22 protein-coding genes are annotated in these 22,103 nt (G+C 26.2%); 9 read left to right on the top strand and 13 right to left on the bottom strand.

The annotated features are described in order from the left end of the window. Positions 1-99 precede the first annotated feature (99 nt). Together ACRCZX_RS09955 and ACRCZX_RS09950 are read right to left on the bottom strand one after the other, a co-directional pair. On the bottom strand, positions 100-681 hold the full coding sequence (locus tag ACRCZX_RS09955; RefSeq protein ID WP_438582771.1) for an HD domain-containing protein: 582 nt from the start codon (positions 679-681) through the stop codon (positions 100-102). A gap of 32 nt (positions 682-713) precedes the next feature. After that, positions 714-1,928 (bottom strand): DEAD/DEAH box helicase, encoded by a 1,215-nt coding sequence (locus ACRCZX_RS09950; protein WP_438582770.1) that lies wholly within the window; start codon positions 1,926-1,928, stop codon positions 714-716. 169 nt (positions 1,929-2,097) lie between these two features. Here ACRCZX_RS09950 and ACRCZX_RS09945 point away from each other — a divergent pair, with 169 nt between their 5' ends. Beyond that, the gene (locus tag ACRCZX_RS09945) at positions 2,098-3,051 is read left to right on the top strand and encodes a carbohydrate kinase family protein (RefSeq protein ID WP_438582769.1); all 954 of its coding nucleotides are present in this window, start codon (positions 2,098-2,100) and stop codon (positions 3,049-3,051) included. 12 nt (positions 3,052-3,063) lie between these two features. On the opposite strand, the gene ACRCZX_RS09940 is transcribed toward ACRCZX_RS09945, so the two are convergent. Continuing rightward, on the bottom strand, positions 3,064-3,264 hold the full coding sequence (locus ACRCZX_RS09940) for a hypothetical protein (RefSeq protein WP_438582768.1): 201 nt from the start codon (positions 3,262-3,264) through the stop codon (positions 3,064-3,066). A gap of 133 nt (positions 3,265-3,397) precedes the next feature. Next, positions 3,398-4,771 carry an MATE family efflux transporter gene (locus tag ACRCZX_RS09935; protein WP_438582767.1) on the bottom strand — a complete coding sequence of 458 codons (1,374 nt, stop codon included), beginning with the start codon at positions 4,769-4,771 and terminating at the stop codon, positions 3,398-3,400. 94 nt (positions 4,772-4,865) lie between these two features. On the opposite strand from ACRCZX_RS09935, the gene ACRCZX_RS09930 reads away from it, so the two are divergent. From ACRCZX_RS09930 to ACRCZX_RS09920, 3 genes are read left to right on the top strand one after another with little or no spacing between them, the layout of a single operon-like run. Next, a complete protein-coding gene (locus ACRCZX_RS09930; protein WP_438582766.1) occupies positions 4,866-6,809 on the top strand; it encodes a molybdopterin-dependent oxidoreductase in 1,944 nt (647 codons plus the stop codon). An 11-nt stretch (positions 6,810-6,820) separates the two neighbouring features. Then, positions 6,821-7,528, top strand: coding sequence for a glycerophosphodiester phosphodiesterase (locus tag ACRCZX_RS09925; protein ID WP_438582765.1), 708 nt, complete (start codon positions 6,821-6,823; stop codon positions 7,526-7,528). 24 nt (positions 7,529-7,552) lie between these two features. Beyond that, positions 7,553-7,813, top strand: a complete 261-nt coding sequence (locus tag ACRCZX_RS09920; protein ID WP_438582764.1) for an ArsR/SmtB family transcription factor — start codon at positions 7,553-7,555, stop codon at positions 7,811-7,813. A gap of 103 nt (positions 7,814-7,916) precedes the next feature. Here the strand turns inward: ACRCZX_RS09920 and ACRCZX_RS09915 are convergent, their stop codons facing one another. Continuing rightward, positions 7,917-8,219, bottom strand: coding sequence for a hypothetical protein (locus ACRCZX_RS09915; RefSeq protein WP_438582763.1), 303 nt, complete (start codon positions 8,217-8,219; stop codon positions 7,917-7,919). Between the two features lie 164 nt (positions 8,220-8,383). On the opposite strand from ACRCZX_RS09915, the gene ACRCZX_RS09910 reads away from it, so the two are divergent. Further along, positions 8,384-8,755: a YkvA family protein gene (locus ACRCZX_RS09910; RefSeq protein ID WP_438582762.1), complete on the top strand. Its 372-nt coding sequence runs from the start codon at positions 8,384-8,386 to the stop codon at positions 8,753-8,755. 25 nt (positions 8,756-8,780) lie between these two features. Here the strand turns inward: ACRCZX_RS09910 and ACRCZX_RS09905 are convergent, their stop codons facing one another. From ACRCZX_RS09905 to ACRCZX_RS09895, 3 genes are all read right to left on the bottom strand, one after another. Further along, positions 8,781-9,008, bottom strand: a complete 228-nt coding sequence (locus ACRCZX_RS09905) for a hypothetical protein (RefSeq protein ID WP_438582761.1) — start codon at positions 9,006-9,008, stop codon at positions 8,781-8,783. Between the two features lie 28 nt (positions 9,009-9,036). Continuing rightward, complete coding sequence (ndk, locus tag ACRCZX_RS09900; RefSeq protein ID WP_438582760.1) at positions 9,037-9,444, bottom strand: nucleoside-diphosphate kinase; 408 nt, start codon at positions 9,442-9,444, stop codon at positions 9,037-9,039. A gap of 116 nt (positions 9,445-9,560) precedes the next feature. After that, on the bottom strand, positions 9,561-10,259 hold the full coding sequence (locus tag ACRCZX_RS09895; RefSeq protein WP_438582759.1) for a hypothetical protein: 699 nt from the start codon (positions 10,257-10,259) through the stop codon (positions 9,561-9,563). A gap of 339 nt (positions 10,260-10,598) precedes the next feature. On the opposite strand from ACRCZX_RS09895, the gene ACRCZX_RS09890 reads away from it, so the two are divergent. Next, positions 10,599-11,405, top strand: a complete 807-nt coding sequence (locus tag ACRCZX_RS09890; RefSeq protein WP_438582758.1) for a hypothetical protein — start codon at positions 10,599-10,601, stop codon at positions 11,403-11,405. 30 nt (positions 11,406-11,435) lie between these two features. Here the strand turns inward: ACRCZX_RS09890 and ACRCZX_RS09885 are convergent, their stop codons facing one another. Beyond that, a complete protein-coding gene (locus ACRCZX_RS09885; RefSeq protein WP_438582757.1) occupies positions 11,436-14,228 on the bottom strand; it encodes a DEAD/DEAH box helicase in 2,793 nt (930 codons plus the stop codon). A 150-nt stretch (positions 14,229-14,378) separates the two neighbouring features. Between ACRCZX_RS09885 and ACRCZX_RS09880 the strand changes: the two genes are divergently transcribed. After that, positions 14,379-14,972: a sigma-70 family RNA polymerase sigma factor gene (locus ACRCZX_RS09880; protein ID WP_438582756.1), complete on the top strand. Its 594-nt coding sequence runs from the start codon at positions 14,379-14,381 to the stop codon at positions 14,970-14,972. A gap of 55 nt (positions 14,973-15,027) precedes the next feature. On the opposite strand, the gene gshAB is transcribed toward ACRCZX_RS09880, so the two are convergent. The 4 genes from gshAB to yiaY all read right to left on the bottom strand — a co-directional run bounded on the left by gshAB (position 15,028) and on the right by yiaY (position 20,715). Beyond that, positions 15,028-17,358: a bifunctional glutamate--cysteine ligase GshA/glutathione synthetase GshB gene (gene gshAB / locus ACRCZX_RS09875; protein WP_438582755.1), complete on the bottom strand. Its 2,331-nt coding sequence runs from the start codon at positions 17,356-17,358 to the stop codon at positions 15,028-15,030. Beyond that, the gene (locus ACRCZX_RS09870; protein ID WP_438582754.1) at positions 17,333-18,676 is read right to left on the bottom strand and encodes an MATE family efflux transporter; all 1,344 of its coding nucleotides are present in this window, start codon (positions 18,674-18,676) and stop codon (positions 17,333-17,335) included. Before ACRCZX_RS09870 ends, gshAB begins: the two co-directional genes overlap by 26 nt. Before the next feature lie 130 nt (positions 18,677-18,806). Further along, positions 18,807-19,499 carry a TIGR00266 family protein gene (locus ACRCZX_RS09865; protein ID WP_438582753.1) on the bottom strand — a complete coding sequence of 231 codons (693 nt, stop codon included), beginning with the start codon at positions 19,497-19,499 and terminating at the stop codon, positions 18,807-18,809. Between the two features lie 67 nt (positions 19,500-19,566). Further along, complete coding sequence (gene yiaY / locus ACRCZX_RS09860) at positions 19,567-20,715, bottom strand: L-threonine dehydrogenase (RefSeq protein WP_438582752.1); 1,149 nt, start codon at positions 20,713-20,715, stop codon at positions 19,567-19,569. A gap of 279 nt (positions 20,716-20,994) precedes the next feature. On the opposite strand from yiaY, the gene ACRCZX_RS09855 reads away from it, so the two are divergent. Together ACRCZX_RS09855 and ACRCZX_RS09850 are read left to right on the top strand one after the other, a co-directional pair. Then, positions 20,995-21,357: a CidA/LrgA family protein gene (locus ACRCZX_RS09855; RefSeq protein WP_438582751.1), complete on the top strand. Its 363-nt coding sequence runs from the start codon at positions 20,995-20,997 to the stop codon at positions 21,355-21,357. Beyond that, positions 21,341-22,036 (top strand): LrgB family protein, encoded by a 696-nt coding sequence (locus tag ACRCZX_RS09850; RefSeq protein WP_438582750.1) that lies wholly within the window; start codon positions 21,341-21,343, stop codon positions 22,034-22,036. The genes ACRCZX_RS09855 and ACRCZX_RS09850 overlap by 17 nt, the downstream gene beginning before the upstream one ends. The last annotated feature ends 67 nt before the right edge of the window (positions 22,037-22,103 follow it).

The following is a 22,103-nucleotide window of genomic DNA, read 5'->3' as shown; positions in this document are numbered from 1 at the left end:
TGGTATCTTTAAACCGATTATACCCATTAAACTCTTAAATGTCAATACTTTATAGTTTTTTTTTAGTTTTTACTTAAAATATGTCTAAATAGAGAACTATTATTTAATTATGCCTCTCTCTTTATACTTTAAAAACTCAGGAAGCATGTATTTTTCATAAAGTTCAGGAGTATATTTTTTTATTGGTTCAGCTCTTTTTAAAACCTTCTCCATTGAAACATTAAATTTTTTCCATGTATGCCCATCAGATGTTAGATTTTGCATAAAACCTTGATACCTATCACAAACATTTGCAAATCTAGCTTCATTACTTTCACACTCTTCAAACTCCAACCATAAGTTTAAAAAATGCTTTTCTTGATCTGCTGGTAGGAGAGAGAAAATCCGTTTTGCTGCTTTTATTTCTTCTGATTTTTTATTTGGTCTTTCCTGTCCAAATGCTGGAGTATCTCCTGCATATATTTCAACTAAATCATGAATCAATATCATCTTCAAAGCTTTTTCCAGGTTCATTTCGGCTTTAAAATATTCTTTTATAGTTAAAGCAACTAAAGCCATATGCCAGCTGTGCTCTGCATCATTTTCTTCTCTTTTTCCTTTAACAACCAATGATTGTCTAAAAACATCCTTCATTTTATCAATCTCAAATAAAAAATCCATTTGCTTTTGTATTCTTTCCATTTTATCCCCCAAAAACTTCTTTTGTCTTCGTTTTACTTTCTATAACGGTTTTTTTGCTCTTCTATATTCTTTGTTCTTGCGTTTATTTTCTTATTGTATTTCTTTTTAGGTAATTCTAAAGTTGAAGAAACGCCTTGAACATATTCAATCTCTTTCTCAATCATATAAACTTTAGTATGATCTTCTATTTGAGCGAACATCTCTTCGTTTCTATCTGTTACAAATAAATATGAATCACCCTTTTCTCCAGCTCTACCAGTTCTACCAATTCTGTGAATATAACTCTCTACATCCTCGGTCATATCATAATTAAATATATGTGTAACTCCAGTTATATCTACACCTCTAGCTGCAACATCTGTTGCTACTAAAAATTGAAACTCTACATCTTTGAAAGATTTCATTATTTTTTCTCTTTTAGCTTGAGGTATGTCACTGTGAAGCTTTTGGCATAAATACCCCTTAAATGTTAATTCTTGCTCTAAACTATCAACTCTTGCTTTGGTTCTACAGAATATAATTCCCATAAATGGATTTGTTTCATTTAGTAAAAGAGAAAGTGTATCTACTTTTCTTCTATCTGTTGTTTTTACAAAATATTGATTTATATTTGCTAATTTATTTTCTTTACTTTCTATAGCTATATTAAGAGGCTCTTTTGTTATTTTATAAGCCATTTTTTTTACAGTTGAATCAATCGTAGCTGAAAAACAAAGTGTCTGTCTTTTTCTATTGCAAACCTCTACTATTTTATCCATTTCATTTCTGAATCCCATAAGTAGCATTTGATCTACTTCATCTAAAATTAAAGTTTTTATTTTAGCAAGATTAATTGCCTTTCTTTCAATCAAATCAACTAGTCTTCCAGGAGTACCAATAACAATATCAACTCCTACATTTAAAGTTTCAATCTGTCCTGCAATCTCTCTACCACCATAAGCCAACATAATTTTTCTGTTATCATAATTTATTTTTTCACACTCTTCAGCAATTTGTATAGCTAACTCTCTAGTTGGAACAATTATTAGTCCTTGAGGTTCTTTTATGTTTTTATTTAAAGTTTGGATAAGCGGTATTGCAAAAGCAAAAGTTTTTCCACTTCCTGTTGAAGCTTGTCCAATTACGTCTTTATTATTTAATATAGCTGGGATAGCTTCTATTTGTATTTCAGTTGGTTCTTTTATTCCTTTTTTACTCAAAAGATTTACTATCTCTTTATTAACTTTTAAATCATTAAAATTAGTCACATATTCTCCTTTAAAACAATATATTATTCAATTCCTTATTATAACATTTATCTCTAAAAAAAGAAATAAATAAAGATAAGTTTAAATGTGTAATTTTAATCTTTGACTTTTGTTAAAAATCTGTTAAAATATATTTATTTATTTTTTTTATATTTAGGAGGAATTTACAATGCAAGATTGTCTAAATGGACAAAAATATATACTAGTTTTCGGTGCTTCTGTTGTAGATATGTTTGGGTTTTGCAACTCATCATATAAAGCGTGTGACTCAATTCCCGGGAAGATAAAAATATCTTTTGGAGGAGTTTCAAGAAATATAGCTGAAAATATGGCTAGAGTTGGAGTTAAAACTAAATTTATATCAATACTTGGTAATGATGAAATTGGGCGTTCTATGTTAGACCATTCGTTGCAAATAGGTTATGACATGAGAAACTCTTTAGTTTTAGAAGGTAAGAGTACTCCGACGTATATGGCAATATTAGATCAAACTGGTGAAATGGTTTCTGCAGTAGCAGATTTAGACAGTATCAATGCTATGACAACTGATTTTATAGATTCTAAAGCTCCTATGATTGAAAATTCAGCTTACACTTTCTTAGATGCTGATGATCCCATTAACTTAGAGTATTTATTAACTAAATTTAGAGGTAAAACTAAATTCATATTAGATCCAATCTCTTCGACAAAAGCTGACAATGTAAAACACTTAATTAAATATTTCCACACAATAAAACCCAACAGAGTTGAAGCTGAAGTTTTATCTGGAATCAAAATTAACACAAGAGAAGATTTGGAAAAAGTTGGACAATATTTTCTTTCTTTAGGAATTGAAAATGTATTCATTAGTTTAGACGCAGATGGAATTTACTATACAAACGGAACTGAAAGTGGAACTTTGAAAGCTACTGAAGTTACAGTTAAAAACGTAACTGGTGCTGGTGATTCTTTTGTTGCTGGTTTAGGATTTGGTTATATGAACAATTTAACGATAGAAGAAACTGTTAAATTTGCTATGGCAATGTCTATTGTGACTATTTCTCATGAAGAAACTATTCATCCAAGTATGGGACATGAATTAATCCAAAAAATTATTGAGAAAACGAATTGGATAAAAAATTAAAAAAATGGGTTATTAACCCATTTTTTCATTTATATTAATATATTCATTTATTTTTCTGTTATATTCTATTCTACCTTTATCTTTTTCTACGTTGTTGTCTTTTTTCATTTTAAGAACTTTCTTTTTTCCTTCTCTCTCTTTCATGAAATCCTTTGGAATATAATTCATTTCATCCCCTTCAAATTGATCAAAATTCATTCTTCCCTTCGCCATTTTTTTCTCCTTTTATATTATATGTTTGATGAAATATTTATACCTATTTTTTAGCTATTTCCTTTTAATTTTTTAAAAAAATGTAAAAAAGAACAACTTTTTTTTACAAAAGTTGTTCTTTTTTACATTTTATTTAATCTTTTCTTATTTTAAACAATGAAAAATTTGATCCATCATGTTTCCTTAAGTTTTTACTTACCATGATAACAGTTACTGTTCCTGCTATCACATCACAAATAGGCTGCGCTAACCATACTCCTGTTAATCCATACATTTTTGAAAAAATCATTATTAATGGAATTAATAATATAACTTGTCTTAACAAACTTAAGAACATTGCAGCTTTTCCCTCTCCTATTGCTAAGAAATAGTTGCTTCCAGCCATACCAAAACCTATTGCAGGCATTGCCATTAGATATATTCTCATTCCATGAATAGAAATTGCCATTATATCAGGGTTTTTATTAAATAAACCTACAATCGCTTTTGGGAAAATCTCTATTAAAAGCAACGATATTACAAAAATAATAACTCCAGACCACGCTGATATTTTATACGCTTCTTCCATTCTTCGATACTGTTTTGCTCCAAAATTGTATCCTATTATAGGCTGAGCTCCTTGAGATATTCCATAAACTGGCATAAAACAAAGTAATGCTACAGCATTAACTGTTGCCATTGCTCCAATTGCCAAATCACCACCATATGTTTTTAAAGCGTTATTATTTAAAACTTGAACCATACTTGTAGCTATTTGCATTGTAAAAGGTGAAATTCCTAAAGCTAATATTAACTTTACAATATCTCTATCCAAAGTTAAATTCTCTTTTTTAATTTTTAAGTCTGATTTTTTACTCATATAGTATAATATTGACAATACAGCAGTCATAACTTGCGATAATACAGTTGCTATTGCAGCTCCTTTAATTCCTAATCCAAATGTAAAAATGAATATTGGATCTAACACTATATTTACAAGACAACTAAACACCATTATTATCGAACATATTTTAGGACTACCATCAGCTCTAATTGAACTATTTAAAGCATATCCCATGATATTAAAGACAGTACCATACAGTATGATTTCTATATATTCTTCAGCATATTTTAATGTGTTTTCACTTGCACCAAACGCATTTAATATAGGATTTTTATAAATGATTCCTAGAATCGTTATTATTACACCAAAAACAACTGATAATGTTATTATATTTCCTAATATTTTTTCAGCACTATCTCTTCGTTTTTTCCCTAATTTTATAGAGATATTAGCGGTTGCTCCAATTCCTATAAGCATAGAAAACGCTAAAACTATTGTGACTATCGGCATTGTTATACCAACACCTGTTATCGCTAAAGCTCCAATATCCTTCATATTTCCTATAAATATTCTATCTACAACATTGTATAAAGCACTTACTAGCATACTTATTATTGCAGGAATAGAATATTTTAACAGTAATTTTTTAATATCTCCATTTTGCAATGTTAATTCTTTCTTCATTTTTCCTCCGTTATTTTTCATCATCCTTTCATAATAACATTTTTTTTAAAAATATGATATAATTAATTTAACTTTTACAGAAGGAGGGATTTCTATGAAGATATTCAAGAACAGCTGTTCTTTAGATTGCTTTGATGTTTGCAAAATGGACGTATATAAACAAGATGGAAAAGTTATTAAGTTAGAAGGAAATAAAGATAATCCTTTAACTAATGGGTTTTTATGTTCTAAAGGTTTAAAACATTTAGATAGACTATATGATAGCAATAGACTTTTAAATCCTTTACTTAAAGTAGGAGAGGGATTTAAAAAAATAACTTTTGATGAAGCATTAGAACTCATCAATTTAAATTTAAAAAGAATTAAAAAAAATAGATCTACAAATTCTATTATTCACTACTGTGAATCTGGAGCTGGTGGACTTTTAAAAGGAATACATGATATATTTTTTAATTTTTTAGGTGGAATATCAACTCCTAGTGGAGGTACATGTTGGTCTGCTGGATGTGCAGCTCAAGACTATGATTTTGGTGATAGAAAAACGAGTGATTTAAAAGATATGATCAATGCAAAAGTAATTATTCTTTGGTCTAGAAATCCTGCGGTTACTTCTATTCATTTATACAAAAAATTGATTGAAATGAAAAAGTTAGGAATTAAAATTGTAACAATTGATTTTAGAAATAATGAAACTTCGAAGATTAGTGATTTACATATTAATCTAAAAGCTGGAAGTGATGGATCTTTAGCTCTCGCTCTTAGTAAGTTGGCATTTGAAAAAGGAATTGTAGATTTAGAATTTTCTAAAAATAACATTCTAGGATTTGAACAATTCAAAAATTATCTTTCTAGTATTGAACTAAAAGATTTAATTGAAGAATGTGGTGTTTTTAAAAAAGATTTAAATATGTTACTAGAATTTTTTTCATTAGGAAACATCATAACTTTTATAGGTTATGGTTTGCAAAAATATACAAATGGCGGAAACACTGTTAGATGCATTGATGCATTAATGAGTATAACTGGAAATGTTGGTAAAAGTGGAGCTGGAGTTTTTTATTCTAGTAAAATATATCCTAATATTTTAAATAGAGATCCTTATAGAAGTTCAAATTATGCTTTTAACTCTAGAGAGTTTCCAATAACAAACTTTTCTAATTTTGTAAAAGAAAATAATATTGAAACTATATTTATAAGTAAAGCAAATCCTTTAAATCAATTACCTAATTTAAACGAAACTTTAGAAGCCTATAAGAGTATTCCTTTCAAAGTTTGTTTTGATATGTTTTTAACAGACACTGCTAAAAACAGTGATTTAATTATACCTGTTACAAATACTTTAGAAAGTGAAGATATCATTTATTCTTCTATGCTTATGCCTTCACTTATGTATAACGAACAAGTTGTAGCTCCTCTTTATGAAGAGATGGATGAATTTATATTTTTTCAAAAATTAGCAAAACTCATGAATTTAGATAACTATCCCTTTGTTTCTAAAGAAGAGTATCTAAACAGAGTTCTTCAACCTCTAAATATAACTCTTGAAGAACTAAAGAAAGAAGACATAAATATTCATAAAGGATATATTGCTTGGGAAAATAAAAAGTTTAAAACACCTTCTGGAAAAATTGAGTTGTATAGTGAAACCGCTTTAAAAAACGGAGTAGAACCCATGCCTTTATTTATAAAAACTTTAAAAGGATCAAGCGAATATCCAATTAGATTAATTACTCCACATAGTAAGGATTCTTTATTTACTCAACATAGTGGGGAATTTAATAATATTTCTACTATTTTTATATCTAAAGAAAATTCAGATGGATTTGAGGAGAGGGAAAAAATAAAAATTTCATCTATCAATGGTGAAATCGAATCCGAAATTTATATTGATAATAATTTAAAAAAAGATGAAGCCTATATTTTTATGCAATGGAATTCTAAGCAAGGAAATCCAAATTTTTTAACTAATAATTTTATTTCTGATATTGGTGGTCAAGTAGCTTATTACGATACTTTTATAAATATAAAAAAACTATAACGGAGGATTTTATGGAGATTTTAGCACATAGAGGTTCTTCAGGAAGCGCTCCTGAAAACACTATTTCTGCTTTTAAGAAAGCTATTCTTGATGGGTGTGATGGATTCGAGTTTGATGTACAACAAACAAAAGATGGTAAAATGGTTGTTTTCCACGATTGGACTTTAGAAAGAACTTCAAATGGAAAAGGATATTTAAGAGAACATACCCTTGAAGAATTAAAAATGTTAGATGCTGGAAGTTGGTTTCATAAAAAGTTTAGTGGAGAAAGAATACCAACACTTGAAGAAACTTTAGATATTATTCCCAACCACCTTCTTATAAACATTGAATTAAAAGAAGAGTTTTCTTGTGAAAGAGAATCTGAAAAGATACTTTCAGATATACTTAAAAAATACAAAAATAAAAATATTATAGTTTCATCTTTTAGTCATAATCTTTTGAAAAATTTAAAGCAATTAGATTCCTCAATAAAAATAGGTCTTTTAGTTGAAAGCCATCTTTTAAATTTAGATAAATATATTGAAAATTTAGGCTTTGATATAGTTGCATATCATCCATCTAAAAGTTTTATTTCTAAAAATGATATCAAATATTTAAAAAGTAAAAACATAGATATCAATGTATGGACTGTAAACTCTATTAAAGATGCTAAAGCTTTAAAAAATATGGGTGCTACTAGGATAATTACAAATTTTCCTAGAGAGCTTCGAGATTAACGTATTATGAGAGGAGATAGAAGCATGGAAAAAGAAATGATAATTTTAAAAGCATTGGCACATCCATTGAGATTAGAAATAATAAAATTACTCTCTGATAAACAGTGCTTGTGTGTTTGCAAAATACAAGATTATTTTGATGCTACACAATCTAATTTATCTCAGCATCTTAAGATTTTAAAAGATGCTGAGATATTAGTTTCTAAAAAAGAAGGTGGTTGGGTTTATTATAGTTTAAAAAATCACAACCTTCTTGATATTTTAAATATTTTAAAAAATAGCTGATTTTTAACTTTAATAACAAAATTCAAAAAGCTGATTTCTATATTATGTAGAAATCAGCTTTGAGTATTTAATATAGGGTCCATTTTATCTATGGAGCTTTTTTCTATATTTCTATTTCATTTACATCTAATTTTTCAACAAATGAAAACTTATTATCTATTTTTTTTAATACAAATATTTTTTCTTGTACAATCTGTCCACCAAAACTATTGTATGTTTGATATTTAATTTTTTGAGCATATATATTTTCTTCTAATTGTTTAACCTTAGTTACTTCCAATACTTTTATTGCAGGTGTATTAAAATAACTGCCTAATGCGAAGGCTACTCCTGTTTTATATGAGGTTTTTGGTGTTGAATAACTTAATGTGGAAAGGGCTAATAATAACAAACATATTTTTTTCATAATTTGTACCTCCCTATGCTAAATTATAACATTATTCATAATATATATTATACTCTATACTTTTTATTTGTAAAAATATATCTTTTATATCTTATTTATTTTTAGCTTGATTAAATTTAAAAATAATCTTATAATATATGATATAATTTTAAATGGAGATATTTATGAATAAGGTTATTTTAAAGTTTTTTAAAAGTTTTGAGGGAAGAAAATTAACTTCTAACGATTTAAAATTAGCTGTTAAAAAAGCAATAAATTTAGGATCCACTACCGAAGATTTACTTTTAATTATAAATTTAATTAAAGATACTAAAAATAAAAAATACAAATTAGATAAAAAAAGCTTCTTTATTTTAACTGCCGCTATTGTTTATGTTATATCTCCTATTGACGCTGTCTCAGACTTTATTCCTGTTCTAGGATGGGTTGATGATGCGAGTGTTATCGGATATGTTGCTCGAGCTTATTGTGGTGTTTTAAAAGATTACAAAGATTTTTCTATAAAAAATTTCGAAAAGAAGAAAGACATTATATAAAAATATCTTTCTTCTTTTTTTATTTTTACTTATCATCTTTTGATTTAAATTTTTCTTCAATTTCAAATAAAAGCATTTTAACATCTAATAACTCTGCTGCAATTAATTTATCAAAATTATCTTTATATATTTTTTCTAATTTTTTAAATCTTTCCCAAAAATCTTCAACATCTTCTTTTTTTACAATATTACCTTGTTTTAAATTTTCCTTTGCTGCTTTTTTTAAATCTTCTAATTTTTGTTTATTTTCCATAAAACACCTCTTTTATTTTTTTTGATATTTAAGATAAACTTTTAAAGAAATTTTTTATTTCTTTTTCACTTGTTTCTATACTATCAGAAGTATGAACAATATTCTCTAAAATATCTGTTGAAAAATCTCCTCTTATTGTACCTGCAACAGCTTCTAATGGTGATGTACTTCCCGCCATAGCCCTAATTACTTTGATACAATCTTTACCTTCTATAACTATTAAAACAACTGGACCAGATATAATAAATTGAATCAAATTATTATAAAAGTCTTTACCTTTATGAATTTCATAATGTTTTTCTGCTTTTTCTAAAGATACTTTTTCCATTCTTAAAGCTTTTATTTCCAAGCCTTTTCTTTCAACTCTTTGAATTATATCACCAATTAATTTTCTTTCTACTGCATCTGGTTTTATGATTAACAATGTTTTTTCCATGTTCTCCCTTTATTTCTAATATTAGTATTGTATTATTATTAATACTAATAATTTACTAATTTTCCTTTTTAAATATTAAAAATGAGAAGATTTAAATATATCTTCTCATTTTTATTTTATAATTTTATTAAATGTTTTTTTTGATAGTCTATATATATCAACTTGATTTCTTCAATTTCTGAATTTTGAAATCCAAAGCAAGATAATCTTTCTATAAAATCAATACTTAAATCGGCTATATAGTTAATTGATTCATCGTTTGAAATATTTACAAATCGTCTATACTTAGAATATATTTTTGTGATTTTTTCTCCTTTTATAAGAGTTGTTTTTAAGTCCCAACTCATTATATTATTTAAAAAGTTTTTATATCTCTTTAAAACTTCAAGTTTAATTTTCTCGTCTTTAATTAAAGTTTCTATTAAGTTTTTATTTAAAGACTGAATATATATAACTCTATTCTTTTTTAGTAATTTAATTACTTTTTTAAATCTTTCTTCTGAAATCAATTTATCTACTTTTATTAAATATTTTTTTTCTAAATTTTTTATACCTAAAATATTCATCGTTTCTGATAACTCTTTTTTTAAAAGTAGATTTTCTATATTATACTTTTTAAGTTCGTTTTCTATTTTTTCCCATTCAAGAGTTTCTTTTTCTCTTTTTTCTTTTAAAATAAAAAAATCATTTTTACATTTTATAAAGCTGTCTTTTCTTAAAATTTCTAAAGACAATCTATGAATTTCATTATTTAATTCTTTTTGATCTTTTTCAGCTTTTATAGTTTTTTTATTTTTAAATAATAAATTTATCATCTTAACCCCCCTGAAAATGAAGCTTTAAATATTAATACTAAAATTCTTCTTCTTTTCCTTTCATCTTTAAAAATTTTATGTATTAAAATAAGCAGGTACTGGGAATGTACCTGCTTACTTTAAATTAGAAAATTATTCATCAATTTGAGAGAAAATTGATGAGCATTAAAAGTTCAGTAATTGAATTGTACATCAAACACGTCCATTTGTCGAACTTTTAACTGATCAACTTATGTTCGCTATCTGATTATTTTTTATATTTTTCTTGGTTATTGTATTGTTTTGTACTATAATATATAACATAACTTAATTATAATAATAAAATTTTAGGAGATATTAATGAATTATTTTTTACACAAAGACTTTGAAATTTCTGAAAAGAATAAAAACCGAATAACTTTATATTTTAAAAATATCAAAACTATAACAATACCTGTTGTTTTAGAAGCTAAAAACTATACAGCAATCATCGATGTTAAAAGCTTTTTACATCTAAGTAATTTTGATTGTTTTAATTGTTTAACTAACTGTTGTGTACAATTCCCATATAATTTCAATAAAAAAGCTAGAAATGTTATTTTAAATAATTTAAAAGAATATGATTATTTAACTAAATCAATTTCTATTTTAAAAGAAGAGGGCTTAACAGAGTCAGAAATTATCAACTCTATAAAACAAGATAGTATGCTTATACCTGATGAACATATTGACTCTACATTTGATAGGTGTACTTGTTCATGTGTACACATTGATAGACACCTCTGTGCTATACATAAAATATGTATCGATAAAAATTATACTCTCGGAGAAATTATTGACATAAAACCTTTATGGTGTTCAATTTATCCATTAGAAATTATTCAAAATGATAATATTTTATATTTTTTTGTCCCAACAAAACAAAATAATTACTTAGCTATGAACGATTCTAACTTTGCCTGTATGGATATTGAAAAATCCAAATCAGCATATTTTAGAAGAAACAATCCAATCGGTTTTAAATCTGAAGATTATAAACCTTTTATAATTTCTTATGAAAATGTTTTAGAATATATTTTTGGAAGTAATTTTATATCCGAAATTAAATTTACTCTTAATTTGGAAAATACAACTAATACAATTTTACAATATAACAAAAAAATATAGAGAGGAAAAAATCAGATTTTTTCCTCTTTATCAATTTATAAAATTAAAATAATCAAATAATTCTCGATTAATTTCTTCTTTCAGTACTAACTTATATTCAACTAAAGGTTCTCCTTTTTTTCCTAAAATCTCTTTAGCATTCAACACATCTGAAACTTCTCCTAAATAAAAAAATGTTTCTCCCATTTTCTTTTTTAAAAAAACTTCAATGACATATTCATTTTGAGCAATTCTTCCCTCTCCAGTAATTTTCCCATTTCTATTTAAACATCTATTGCTTTTAGAAAACCAATTAAATTTTTGCTTATCATAGAAAATATTATCATAATTTTTATACAATTTTGAATCATCTAAGGTTATAAATATCATTACTTTTTTTTCTAATTCAAAAATTGTATATCCACTTACTTGATATCCATTATTAAAATCTAAATTCATATACCAAAAAGCTTCTTGTTTTGTATAATTTTTGTACTTTACAACTGATTCTTTATAAAAATCTTTATAATTCAGTAGTGAATATTCGATATTATAAACAATTAAATCATCAACTAACATTTTGAAATATTCATTTTCTTTATAACTTTTTAAAATCTCTTTTTTTATTTTATATTCATTTTCTTCTTTTACAATAATGGGTTTATATTCTTTTATTGTTGATAAACTCTTAAAAATCGCTTTTGATAAGTGCTTTAAAGCATTTTCAATATTATTCTTTTGATTGTAAAAATTGTATTCTGTTTCTAATACTTCTACAATTGTTTTAACAGTAATTATTCTTTCACTTAAAGCATTTTTCAATATAATCATCTCATGTATTCTTTTAGCTGGTGTAAACACATTTGACAAAAATGTCAAACAATCTTTTTCTATGCTGTTCAAGTTTCCTAAACTTAGATTTGGTTTCATAACCTTTAAAATTTCATCATAATCTTTTCTAAATTTTAATATAATACTTGGATCTATCATTTTTCTTTTATAAAAATCATTTAACAAAGGTATTCTTCCTAATTGTTTTTGAAGTAAATTAAAATCATGCTCTATCGCTTTTTTAGTTGAAAAGTTTGTTTTATTTATATTTTCAAATATTCTTTCCCTAACTATATTTTCAAAAGTAATACTACTTTCACCTGGAATCAAATTAGTTCCATTTATTAAGAACATTTTCATAAAATCTCTATTATAACTATTGTTTTGTGCTATTGCAGACGGAATCAAAAAATTCTTTTGATAATTTCCTATAAAATCTAAAATAACAACATACTCTTTATTCTTATTTTTTCTTAATCCTCTCCCTAATTGTTGGATGTAAACTATTGATGACTCTGTAGGTCTTAAAAAGATAACTTGATTTACACAGGGAATATCAACACCTTCATTAAATATATCAACAGTTACTAAGTATTCTATCTCTCCATTTTCTAAAGCTTCTATACTTCTTTCTCTTTCCATATCTGTTGTTTGTCCCGTTAAAGCAACTGCTTTTATTTTTTTTTCTATTAATTTTTGAGCTAATATTTTAGCTTCTTCAACTCTTGATACAAAAATAAGACCATGTAATGTTTCTCCACTATAGCCATAATATTTAGATTTTTCAATTATATGATTTACTCTTTCATCTATAAGTAAATCTTTCAAGCTTGTTTTCTCACTTATCTCTTCGCCATCTATAGCTATATCTGATATTCCAAAATAATGAAAAGGGCATAACAGCCCCTCTTCTAAAGCATCATGAAGACGTATTTCATAAGCTATATTGTGATCAAATAATTCATATATATCAAAATCATCTCCTCTTTCTGGTGTTGCAGTCATTCCAAGCAAAAACTTTGGAGTAAAATAATTTATAACATCTTGATAACTTTTTGCTCCGCTATGATGAACTTCATCTATTATAATATAATCGAAATTATCTTTTTTATATTTTTCTAAATTATTTTTCTTACTTAAAGTTTGAATCATAGCAAAAACTATCTCTTTATTTTCTAAAATTTCATCAAAACTACTTTTAGCTTTATCTAAAATTGTTTTTCTATGAGCTAAAAATAAAACTTTTTTTGGATTAGCAGCTTTTACATCAAAAGCACTTAAGAAAGTTTTTCCTGTTCCTGTTGCACTTATTAATAGACCTCTCTTTTTTTCACTTCTTAATTTCTCTAAATTTTTAAGAGCAATCTCTTGCATTTGATTTGGTTTTATTTCTCTTTTTTTGATTAAAAGCTTTGTTTGTTTTTCTTTAATAATTTTAGATAAATTATAAATCTCTCTATAATTAGAAACAACATCGCTTGTTAATACTGGCAAAGAATTATATACGTTATTAAATTCATATAAAATATCACTCAAGATTTTTCCTTTTTCTAAAGAGTTTATTTTCAAATTCCATTCAAAATTAACAGTTAATGCTGTTTGAGTTAAATTACTACTTCCAACTATTAATGTCCAAATTTTATTTTTTTTAAAAAAATAACCTTTAGCATGAAATTTTTCCCCTAATAAAAGTTTAACTTCTATATTTTTATAACTCAATAGTTTTTCTAAAGCTTTCGGCTGAGTAAAATTAAGGTAGTCACCAGTTAAAATTTTTCCTTTAATTCCTTTTTCTTCCAAAAGTTTCAATTGTTCTAGAATAAGTGCAAGCCCACCTTCTGTTATAAAAGCTACAGATATTATAAACTCATCACACTCTTCTAGTTCTTTTCTTATATCTATTATTATTTTGTTTTCTTTATTTGATAAAAGTTTATACTGAAAATCTAATTTTGATTCAATCGTAGAATCTAAAACGCTTGTTTTTAAACTTTCTAATATTTTTATATTCATAATACTCACCTTACTATAATTAATTTTTATAATTAATTATAGCATACCAAAAAGTATTAAAAAAAATAAAAATTTGGAATATTTATTTTGTTCTATTTTTTTGGTATCATAATATTACAAAACAATACAGATATTTTTTCGGAGGGGCAAATGATTGAAATTAAAGATATTCGATTAGCACAAGAAGGAAACGATGAAGCAACTGAAAAAATATTCCAAGAATATCAAAATACAATCTTAAGAAACAATCACAAGTTTTTTTTAAAAGGTGCTGAATCTGACGATTTATTACAAGAAGGTTATATTGGACTTATAAAAGCAATCAAGTCTTTTGATGAAAATAAAACAGCTTGTTTTAATACATTTGCAAACCTTTGTATCAGGAGACAAATAATTACTGCTGTTAAAACTCACAATTCTGCTAAATATCAAAATTTAAATTCTGCTATTATGGGTGAAGAATATATAAGTTTTGAAGAAGTGACTAAATATACATCTCCTTCTATTAATTTTTACAATCCTGAACAAATTGTTTTGGGAAAAGAATTAGTAAAACTTTTAGAAAAATTTTTAATAGAAACTCTAAGTGACCTTGAAAAAAAAGTTTTTTATTTTCTTTGTAAAGAGTATACTTATGTAGAAATTGCAGATTATTTAAATGAAAGTCCAAAAAAAATTGACAATACTATTCAAAGAATTAAAAAAAAGATTTTAAATTATTTAGAAACTTCTGTTTGTAAATAATTTAAACAATATATAGAGAAAAGAGGGAGGCTAACAAATTAGCTCCCTCTTTTTTCTATATATTGTCTATGAATCCTAAAGCATTTAATATTTTTTCACCTAAATTTCTATTTTTACCTTTATAAGGATAACAGTGAATATGAATTGCTGGATTAAAATTTAATTCTATAATAGCATAATTATTTTCAACATTTGGTGTAGATATATCTTCAATCATCATATCTACACCGCATATTTTAGCTCCTACTACCTTTGAAGCTGTCACTGCTATATCTTTATAGACATTCAATACGTCATCCGTAAAATCAATGCTGTCGCCTCCTGTGCTTATATTCGAGTTTTCTCTCAAATAAATAACCTCATCTTTTTTTGGTATATCTTGAATATATAAACTTTGAGCTTTTAAAAACATTTTTTCAGCTTCACCTAATTTTATTTTTTCAAGTGGAGTTTTATATCTATTACCTCTTAAAGTATCTAAGTTTTTTTCAAAGACTAACTCTTCAATATTTTTAATTCCATCACCTACAACATTAGCTGGGACTCTATGTAATATTCCGACTACCTCATCACCCACAACAAAAAATCTATATTCTTTTCCTTTTATAAAATTTTCTATAAGAATAGAATTATCTTCTTTAAAAGCAATTTCAATTGCTTTATCATAATCTTCTTTTAAGAAGTCATCTTTAAATATAGTTATTCCTAATCCGAAATTTGTAGTTTTTGGTTTAATAACTATTTCTGATTTATATTTTCTATAATCATTTTTTGCCTTTTCTATATCATTATAATTCCTTCCTTTAGGCACATATATTTTTGCTTTTTCTAGTAGTTTTTTAGTAACTACTTTATTTTCCATAATTAATATTGTTATATAGGAATCTAAAGATGTTTTTGTAGCTTGTTTAATATACTCTGTTTTTCCATTTTTTGTTAAAGCAATAAAGTTTTCTTCTCTATCCAATATTTCAAAAGTTATTCCATTTTTTATAGCATCTTTCAAAATAATTTGAGTTGAAAGTTCAAATTCTTCAAATCCTTTTAAAGTATATTGATTTTTTTTTATTTCAATCAAAGCATGCTTTGATTGATTTATATGGAAATTTACAAATCCTTTTTGTTTAACATCTTTTAAAACCATATCAGTATAAAGCTGATTAGATAAAATTTTATTTCTTTGGAATTCTAAAACTTTATTATCTTCCTCTGTAAACACATCAATATCTCTTAATTCTTTTTCAATGCTTTCTAAAATCATTAACGAATAGTCTTTAGGAGAAGTTTCTGTATCTTCACAACATATTAATTTGAAATCTTTGGAATTTCCATTATTAGCTAGTAATTCTTGATTTTTTAGATATCTAAAATAATCTTTTTCTGTAAATTCTTCTTCTTCTTTTAAAAATAAAAACAAAATAAAAATATGTAGAAATTTTAAATCTAATTTTTCTATTCCTATTTTTGAAAATGGATTTAAATCTATTGATCTAAATTCTAAATAATCAATTCCATTGGATTCTAATTCGTTTAATATTTCTTTTGTATTTTTTGTTTTTAATCTTATAGGACTATAGTATTCTTTCGGACTAGAGATCACATTTTTATCTATTAACCCTTTCAAAGAATTTACATATTTGTTTACACTTTCATAATTAACATAAAACTCATCTTTATTTCTATAACCACAACTGCTATTTCTAAAAGATACAATATTTTCAAAATAATACGTGTCTTCTGTGAATTTTTTCATTTTATCAATACAATTTTGTAAATATGTTTCATGAACTACAGGACTTGCACCTAATAAATATATAACTATCCAACCATACTTAAAATAATTTCTAGATATTTTTAGATAAATTTCATTTTTAAAATCTTTAAGTGATAAATTTGATGACGATAATTCATACAATTCTTTTAAAAACTCGTCATCAAAAGAAAAATTAAAATGAATTCCAGATAAAAGTTGCTTTTTTCTTCCATATTTTTCTCCTAATTTTTGTCGATATTCTTCTAGCTCTTTATTATTTTCAAATTTGGCTACTGGTATTTTAGAATCTTCTGGCAATATTGGCGGAACACTTTGTGACCAAAGATACTCATCTTTTAAGTTAATTGAAACAACCTCATGAATATTTTTTAAAAAATTATAAGCTGATTCTACACTTTTTTGTACTGGAGTAATCATTTCAATTTGACTTTCTGAAAAATCAACCGTTATAAAAGGGTGCTTTAATTTATCTCCAAAAACTTTAGGGTGCTCAGTAATACATAATTCTCCATTTTCTTTTACTCTTAAACTTTCTTTTTCAATTCCAAAATTTCCTTTTTTTATATCCAATCCTAAATTATATTTTTTAACTACTTTTTTTATTAAATTCATTTTTATCAGCTCCTATATTTAAATATTTTCTAAACATGACTGGAGATATAATACCTTTTATAACACTAGATAAAGCTATACTTATCCAAACTCCATTTAAGCCAAAATATTTATCTTTTGATAAAATAAAAGCTAAAGGAATTCTTAACGATGTAAATATTATACTTATTAAAGAAGGTACTTTAGGCTTTCCAACTCCACTAAAAGCTCCATTTGTTACAATTTCATAGCACATAAACAATTGGGACAATCCTATTATTCTCATATAATCTACCGCAATATCTATTGTTTCTTTTTTTTGAACAAATATTCTTACTAATGATTCAGGCAATAATATAAAAATTAAAGTTGTAAATATTCCAATCAATGTAGATATATAGATTGCTGTTTTATAACCTTCTTTTATTCTGCTCTGTTGTTTAGCTCCATAATTTTGACCTATAAAACTCCCCACAGCACCTTGAAGTCCAGCTACTGTCATAAATGTAATAGATTCTATTTGAATTCCAATTTTTTGAGCTGCTATTGCATCTGGTCCCCACTGTGAAATTATTTTTGCGATTGTTATTCCAAACCCTGTAAACAAAACTCTTTGTAATGCTATTGGTGATCCTAAAATCATCATCTCTTTCATTTTATCCCAGTTTTTTGAAATATAACTTTCTAGTTTAAAATAATCTCTAGATTTCATTAAAAATAAACATGTATTTATTCCTTCAGCTAATATTGTTGCTAAAGCCGCTCCAAATACTCCCCAATTAAAAACAAATATAAATATAGGATCTAAAATTATATTTAATATTACTCCTACACTATTTATTTTAAATGGAAGTTTACTTTCACCATAACTATTTAAAATTCTTGAATATAAAAAATTGAAAAATTTAAATATCAATCCAATTCCCGCTACTACTAAATATGTTTGAGCCATTTTTTCAACTTCTGATGTTAAATTAAAAAAACTTACTAAATTTTTAGAAAATATTATAATTGGTAATATAAATACTATTGCCATTAAAAAATTTACTGTACACGCTGCTTTTATGTACTCTTTTGTTTTTTCTAAGTCTTTTGCTCCAATTACATGGGAAATTTTTATTCCTGCTCCCACTACAACCATCGAATTTACTGCATAGCCTAAATTTATAAAAAAACTAGCAGTTCCGACCGCAGCTACTGCATCACTTCCTATTTTCCCAACCCAAAACATATCTACCAATCCATAAATCATTTGTAAAAAAGACGACCCCATTATTGGAAATGCTAGCGTTAATAAAATTTTTCTTATATTTCCATTCGTCAAATCATTTTTTTTCATTTCTTTTATATCACTCCCTTTCTCTATATTAGTTTTTTCTAATATGAATTTAACATTTTTATTAACTTTTGTCAATTCAATATGAAAAAAGGTATGTAACTCACATCAGAGAAAATACCTTTTTCTTTTACTATCTTTTATTATCTTTTGGAAAAGGGATATAATCCACTAAAATATCTACAAATGACTGAATATTTCTAGTTTGAATTATCACTTTTCCTTTTCCTTTAAAGCTATTTACCAATCCCTCTCCAGTTCTAAAGCCTAACATTCCACTTGCCATCTCCATTTTGTAATCTAAAGTTTCTTGCCAACATACAACATGACCATTATCTATTTGGAAGGGTTGTGATCCATCTAAATAGATTTCTACTAAATCTCCAAAACCACTTACTAATAATTCACCTTCACCCTTAGATTTCAAGATAAAGAACCCTCCTGTTCCACCAAGTATAGAGTTTAAAATTCTTTTCTGTCTCGTACATGTATAATCAACTGATGTATTACAAGCTAAAAAACTACCATCATTTATGTACCAATGATTTTCTTTCGAAACATCTATCACTTTTATATTTCCAAAACCTTTTGGTGCTACTGCTATTCTTCCAGCTTGTTTAGCATTAGCAACTGATGTAAAAAAGCTTTCTCCACCTAAAAAAGCCTTTCCTATTGCAGAGAAAAAACCACCATTAACTTTTCCAACCAAATTTATAGAAGCATCCTTATATACCATACATCCTGGCTCTATTCTTATGCTTTCATCTTTTTCTAATTGAAATTCAACAAGAGATGCACTTGTTGATGATGTTTGTACTATTTTCATATTTTTGTCCTCCTAAAAATTAATTTTAAAATGCCAGAGCTATCTTGCTCTGGCATTTTATTATAACTTACATTGCATTTTTGTATATATTTATTATTTCATCTAAAGTAGCTTGTTTTGGATTTGTAAACCCACAAGCATCTTTTAAAGCATTTGTAGCTAGCGTTATAAAATCTTCCTCTTTAGCTCCAAGCTCTTTTATTCCAGTTGGAATTCCTATATCTTTTGATAATTTCACAATTTCTTCTATTGCTAAATCCGCTGGATTTTTATCTTTTATATTATGTGGATTAACCCCTAATAACAACGCAACCTTCTTTAATTTGTTTGCTGAAATTTCTCCGTTGTATTTAACTACATGTGGCAATAGAATTGCATTACAAACACCATGTGGTAAATCATAGAATCCACCTAATTGATGAGCCATAGCATGAACATAACCTAGTGATGCACTATTGAAAGCCATTCCTGCTAAATATTCAGCATAAGCCATATTATCTCTAGCATCTATATCTTTCCCATTATGAACTGCATTTCTTAAATTTTCTGCAATTAGTTCAATTGCTTTTTCTGCACAAGCATCTGTTACAGGTGTAGCTATTGTAGAAACATATGCCTCGACAGCATGAGTTAACGCATCCATTCCAGTTGCTGCTGTTAAACTTTTTGGCATATCTAGCATTAATTCTGGATCATTTACCGCTATAATTGGAGTTACATTTTTATCCACTATAGCCATCTTAACATGTCTACTTTCATCTGTTATTATACAAAATCTTGTCATTTCTGATGCTGTTCCTGCTGTTGTATTTATAGCTATTAATGGTAGTTGTGGATGTTGTGATTTATCAACACCTTCGTAATCTTTAATATTTCCTCCATTTGCTGCTACTAAAGCTATTCCTTTTGCTGCATCATGTGGCGATCCACCACCAAAAGATATAACAAAATCACAGTTGTTATCTTTTAACATTGCTAATCCATCATTAACATTTCCAATTGTTGGATTTGGCTTTGTTTCATCAAAGACAACATAACTTATTTTATCTTCATCCAATAAATTTGTTAGACTTTTAACCAGTCCAATTTTTACTAAAATTTCATCTGTTACTATCAATGCTTTTTTTAATCCTCTAGAATGAATCTCTTTACCTAAATCCTTTACTGACCCTTTCCCCATATAAGAAATTGTTGGCATAAAAAATACGTATGACATTTCGACTCCTCCTGTATTCATAATAATTCATTTAGTAGATTTTACTCTTGTTTTTATTCTATTGCAACCTTTTTTTGAACAAAAAAAATAGAATTAGTATTCAAATTAGAATATTCTAATATACACAAACGAAAAATTTCACATCACTTTTTTTACTCATTGGATTTTCGGTTGAAAAAAATATGAACTAATGGTAAAATTTAAAATTATCAAAGAACTTATTTTTTGGAGGTGAAATGTTATTGAAAATAAAATAATTTTAATTCAATAACAGATATTATGTTTTTAGAGATTTTAATTATTTTTGCGATTACTTACTCAGGTGTATTACTTTCAGAATTGCTATCCTTACCTATTCCTGGAACTATTTTAGGAATGTTTATTCTTTTAACTCTTTTAATAACAAAAGTTTTAAAAATAAAGCAAATCGAAAAAACAACAAATACAATTTTAAGTAGCATGCTATTTCTTTTCTTACCACCTGCTGTTAAATTATTAAATTATATCGATATTCTTAAAGATAGCTTCTTCAGAGTAATCTTTTTAATTGTTTTAACTACTGTAATCACAATGGCCGTTACAGGATCTGTTGTAAATTTTTTAATTAAAAGAGGTGAAAAAAGAAATGGAATCATTAAATAACCCTTTGTTTGGATTAGTTATTAGTTTTTTAGCTTTTGAAATCGGAAATTTCTTATTCAAAAAAACTAATTTCCCTTTGTTCAATCCCTTATTAACTGGTTCTGCTCTTGTTCTTGCATTTTTATACTATTTTTCTATTCCTTTAGAATATTATTCAAAAGGTGGCGATATGATTGAATTTTTTTTAGTTCCAGCTACTGTTCTTTTAGCTGTACCTTTATATAAACAACTAGGTTTATTAAAAAAATATTATTTCCCTGTACTCATAGGTGGTTTAGTTGGAGCAATTACAACTATTTCTTCAACTATTATTTTAGCTAAAATCTTAGGAATAGATCGATCTTTACTAATCTCTTTTATTCCAAAATCAATTACGACGCCAATTGGGATTGAGGTAAGTAAAACATTAGGTGGTATTATTCCTATAACCATTTTTGCAATTGTTATAACAGGTATCTCTGGAAATATATTCGCAGTTACTATTTGTAAAACTTTTAAAATAGATCACCCTGTAGCAAAAGGTGTAGCTATAGGAATTTCAAGTCATGCTGGCGGAACAGCAAAAGCAATCGAAATTGGTGAAGTCGAAGGAGCTATGAGTGCACTTTCTATTGTTGTAGCTGGAATAATCACTCTTATTTTTGCTGCTTTTTTAAAATTTTTTATTCATTTAATATAATTGAAAAGAACAATTTATGTATAATTTTCAAAAAAAATGAAAAAAATTTTCATACTCAAACAAGCCT

Source organism: Cetobacterium sp., assembly GCF_051658645.1.
Taxonomy (GTDB): domain Bacteria; phylum Fusobacteriota; class Fusobacteriia; order Fusobacteriales; family Fusobacteriaceae; genus Cetobacterium_A.
Note: the sequence above shows the minus strand (reverse complement) of the source record. Positions and strands in the feature narration are given on the sequence as shown.

Bases quoted from the DNA above. Each gene is read 5' to 3' on its own strand.
- ACRCZX_RS09955 (WP_438582771.1), bottom strand. From the start codon at position 681: ATGGAAAGAATACAAAAGCAAATGGATTTTTTATTTGAGATTGATAAA.
- ACRCZX_RS09945 (WP_438582769.1), top strand. From the start codon at position 2,098: ATGCAAGATTGTCTAAATGGACAAAAATATATACTAGTTTTCGGTGCT.
- ACRCZX_RS09940 (WP_438582768.1), bottom strand. From the start codon at position 3,264: ATGGCGAAGGGAAGAATGAATTTTGATCAATTTGAAGGGGATGAAATG.
- ACRCZX_RS09935 (WP_438582767.1), bottom strand. From the start codon at position 4,771: ATGAAGAAAGAATTAACATTGCAAAATGGAGATATTAAAAAATTACTG.
- ACRCZX_RS09930 (WP_438582766.1), top strand. From the start codon at position 4,866: ATGAAGATATTCAAGAACAGCTGTTCTTTAGATTGCTTTGATGTTTGC.
- ACRCZX_RS09925 (WP_438582765.1), top strand. From the start codon at position 6,821: ATGGAGATTTTAGCACATAGAGGTTCTTCAGGAAGCGCTCCTGAAAAC.
- ACRCZX_RS09920 (WP_438582764.1), top strand. From the start codon at position 7,553: ATGGAAAAAGAAATGATAATTTTAAAAGCATTGGCACATCCATTGAGA.
- ACRCZX_RS09915 (WP_438582763.1), bottom strand. From the start codon at position 8,219: ATGAAAAAAATATGTTTGTTATTATTAGCCCTTTCCACATTAAGTTAT.
- ACRCZX_RS09910 (WP_438582762.1), top strand. From the start codon at position 8,384: ATGAATAAGGTTATTTTAAAGTTTTTTAAAAGTTTTGAGGGAAGAAAA.
- ACRCZX_RS09905 (WP_438582761.1), bottom strand. From the start codon at position 9,008: ATGGAAAATAAACAAAAATTAGAAGATTTAAAAAAAGCAGCAAAGGAA.
- ndk (WP_438582760.1), bottom strand. From the start codon at position 9,444: ATGGAAAAAACATTGTTAATCATAAAACCAGATGCAGTAGAAAGAAAA.
- ACRCZX_RS09895 (WP_438582759.1), bottom strand. From the start codon at position 10,259: ATGATAAATTTATTATTTAAAAATAAAAAAACTATAAAAGCTGAAAAA.
- ACRCZX_RS09890 (WP_438582758.1), top strand. From the start codon at position 10,599: ATGAATTATTTTTTACACAAAGACTTTGAAATTTCTGAAAAGAATAAA.
- ACRCZX_RS09885 (WP_438582757.1), bottom strand. From the start codon at position 14,228: ATGAATATAAAAATATTAGAAAGTTTAAAAACAAGCGTTTTAGATTCT.
- ACRCZX_RS09880 (WP_438582756.1), top strand. From the start codon at position 14,379: ATGATTGAAATTAAAGATATTCGATTAGCACAAGAAGGAAACGATGAA.
- gshAB (WP_438582755.1), bottom strand. From the start codon at position 17,358: ATGAATTTAATAAAAAAAGTAGTTAAAAAATATAATTTAGGATTGGAT.
- ACRCZX_RS09870 (WP_438582754.1), bottom strand. From the start codon at position 18,676: ATGAAAAAAAATGATTTGACGAATGGAAATATAAGAAAAATTTTATTA.
- ACRCZX_RS09865 (WP_438582753.1), bottom strand. From the start codon at position 19,499: ATGAAAATAGTACAAACATCATCAACAAGTGCATCTCTTGTTGAATTT.
- yiaY (WP_438582752.1), bottom strand. From the start codon at position 20,715: ATGTCATACGTATTTTTTATGCCAACAATTTCTTATATGGGGAAAGGG.
- ACRCZX_RS09855 (WP_438582751.1), top strand. From the start codon at position 20,995: ATGTTTTTAGAGATTTTAATTATTTTTGCGATTACTTACTCAGGTGTA.
- ACRCZX_RS09850 (WP_438582750.1), top strand. From the start codon at position 21,341: ATGGAATCATTAAATAACCCTTTGTTTGGATTAGTTATTAGTTTTTTA.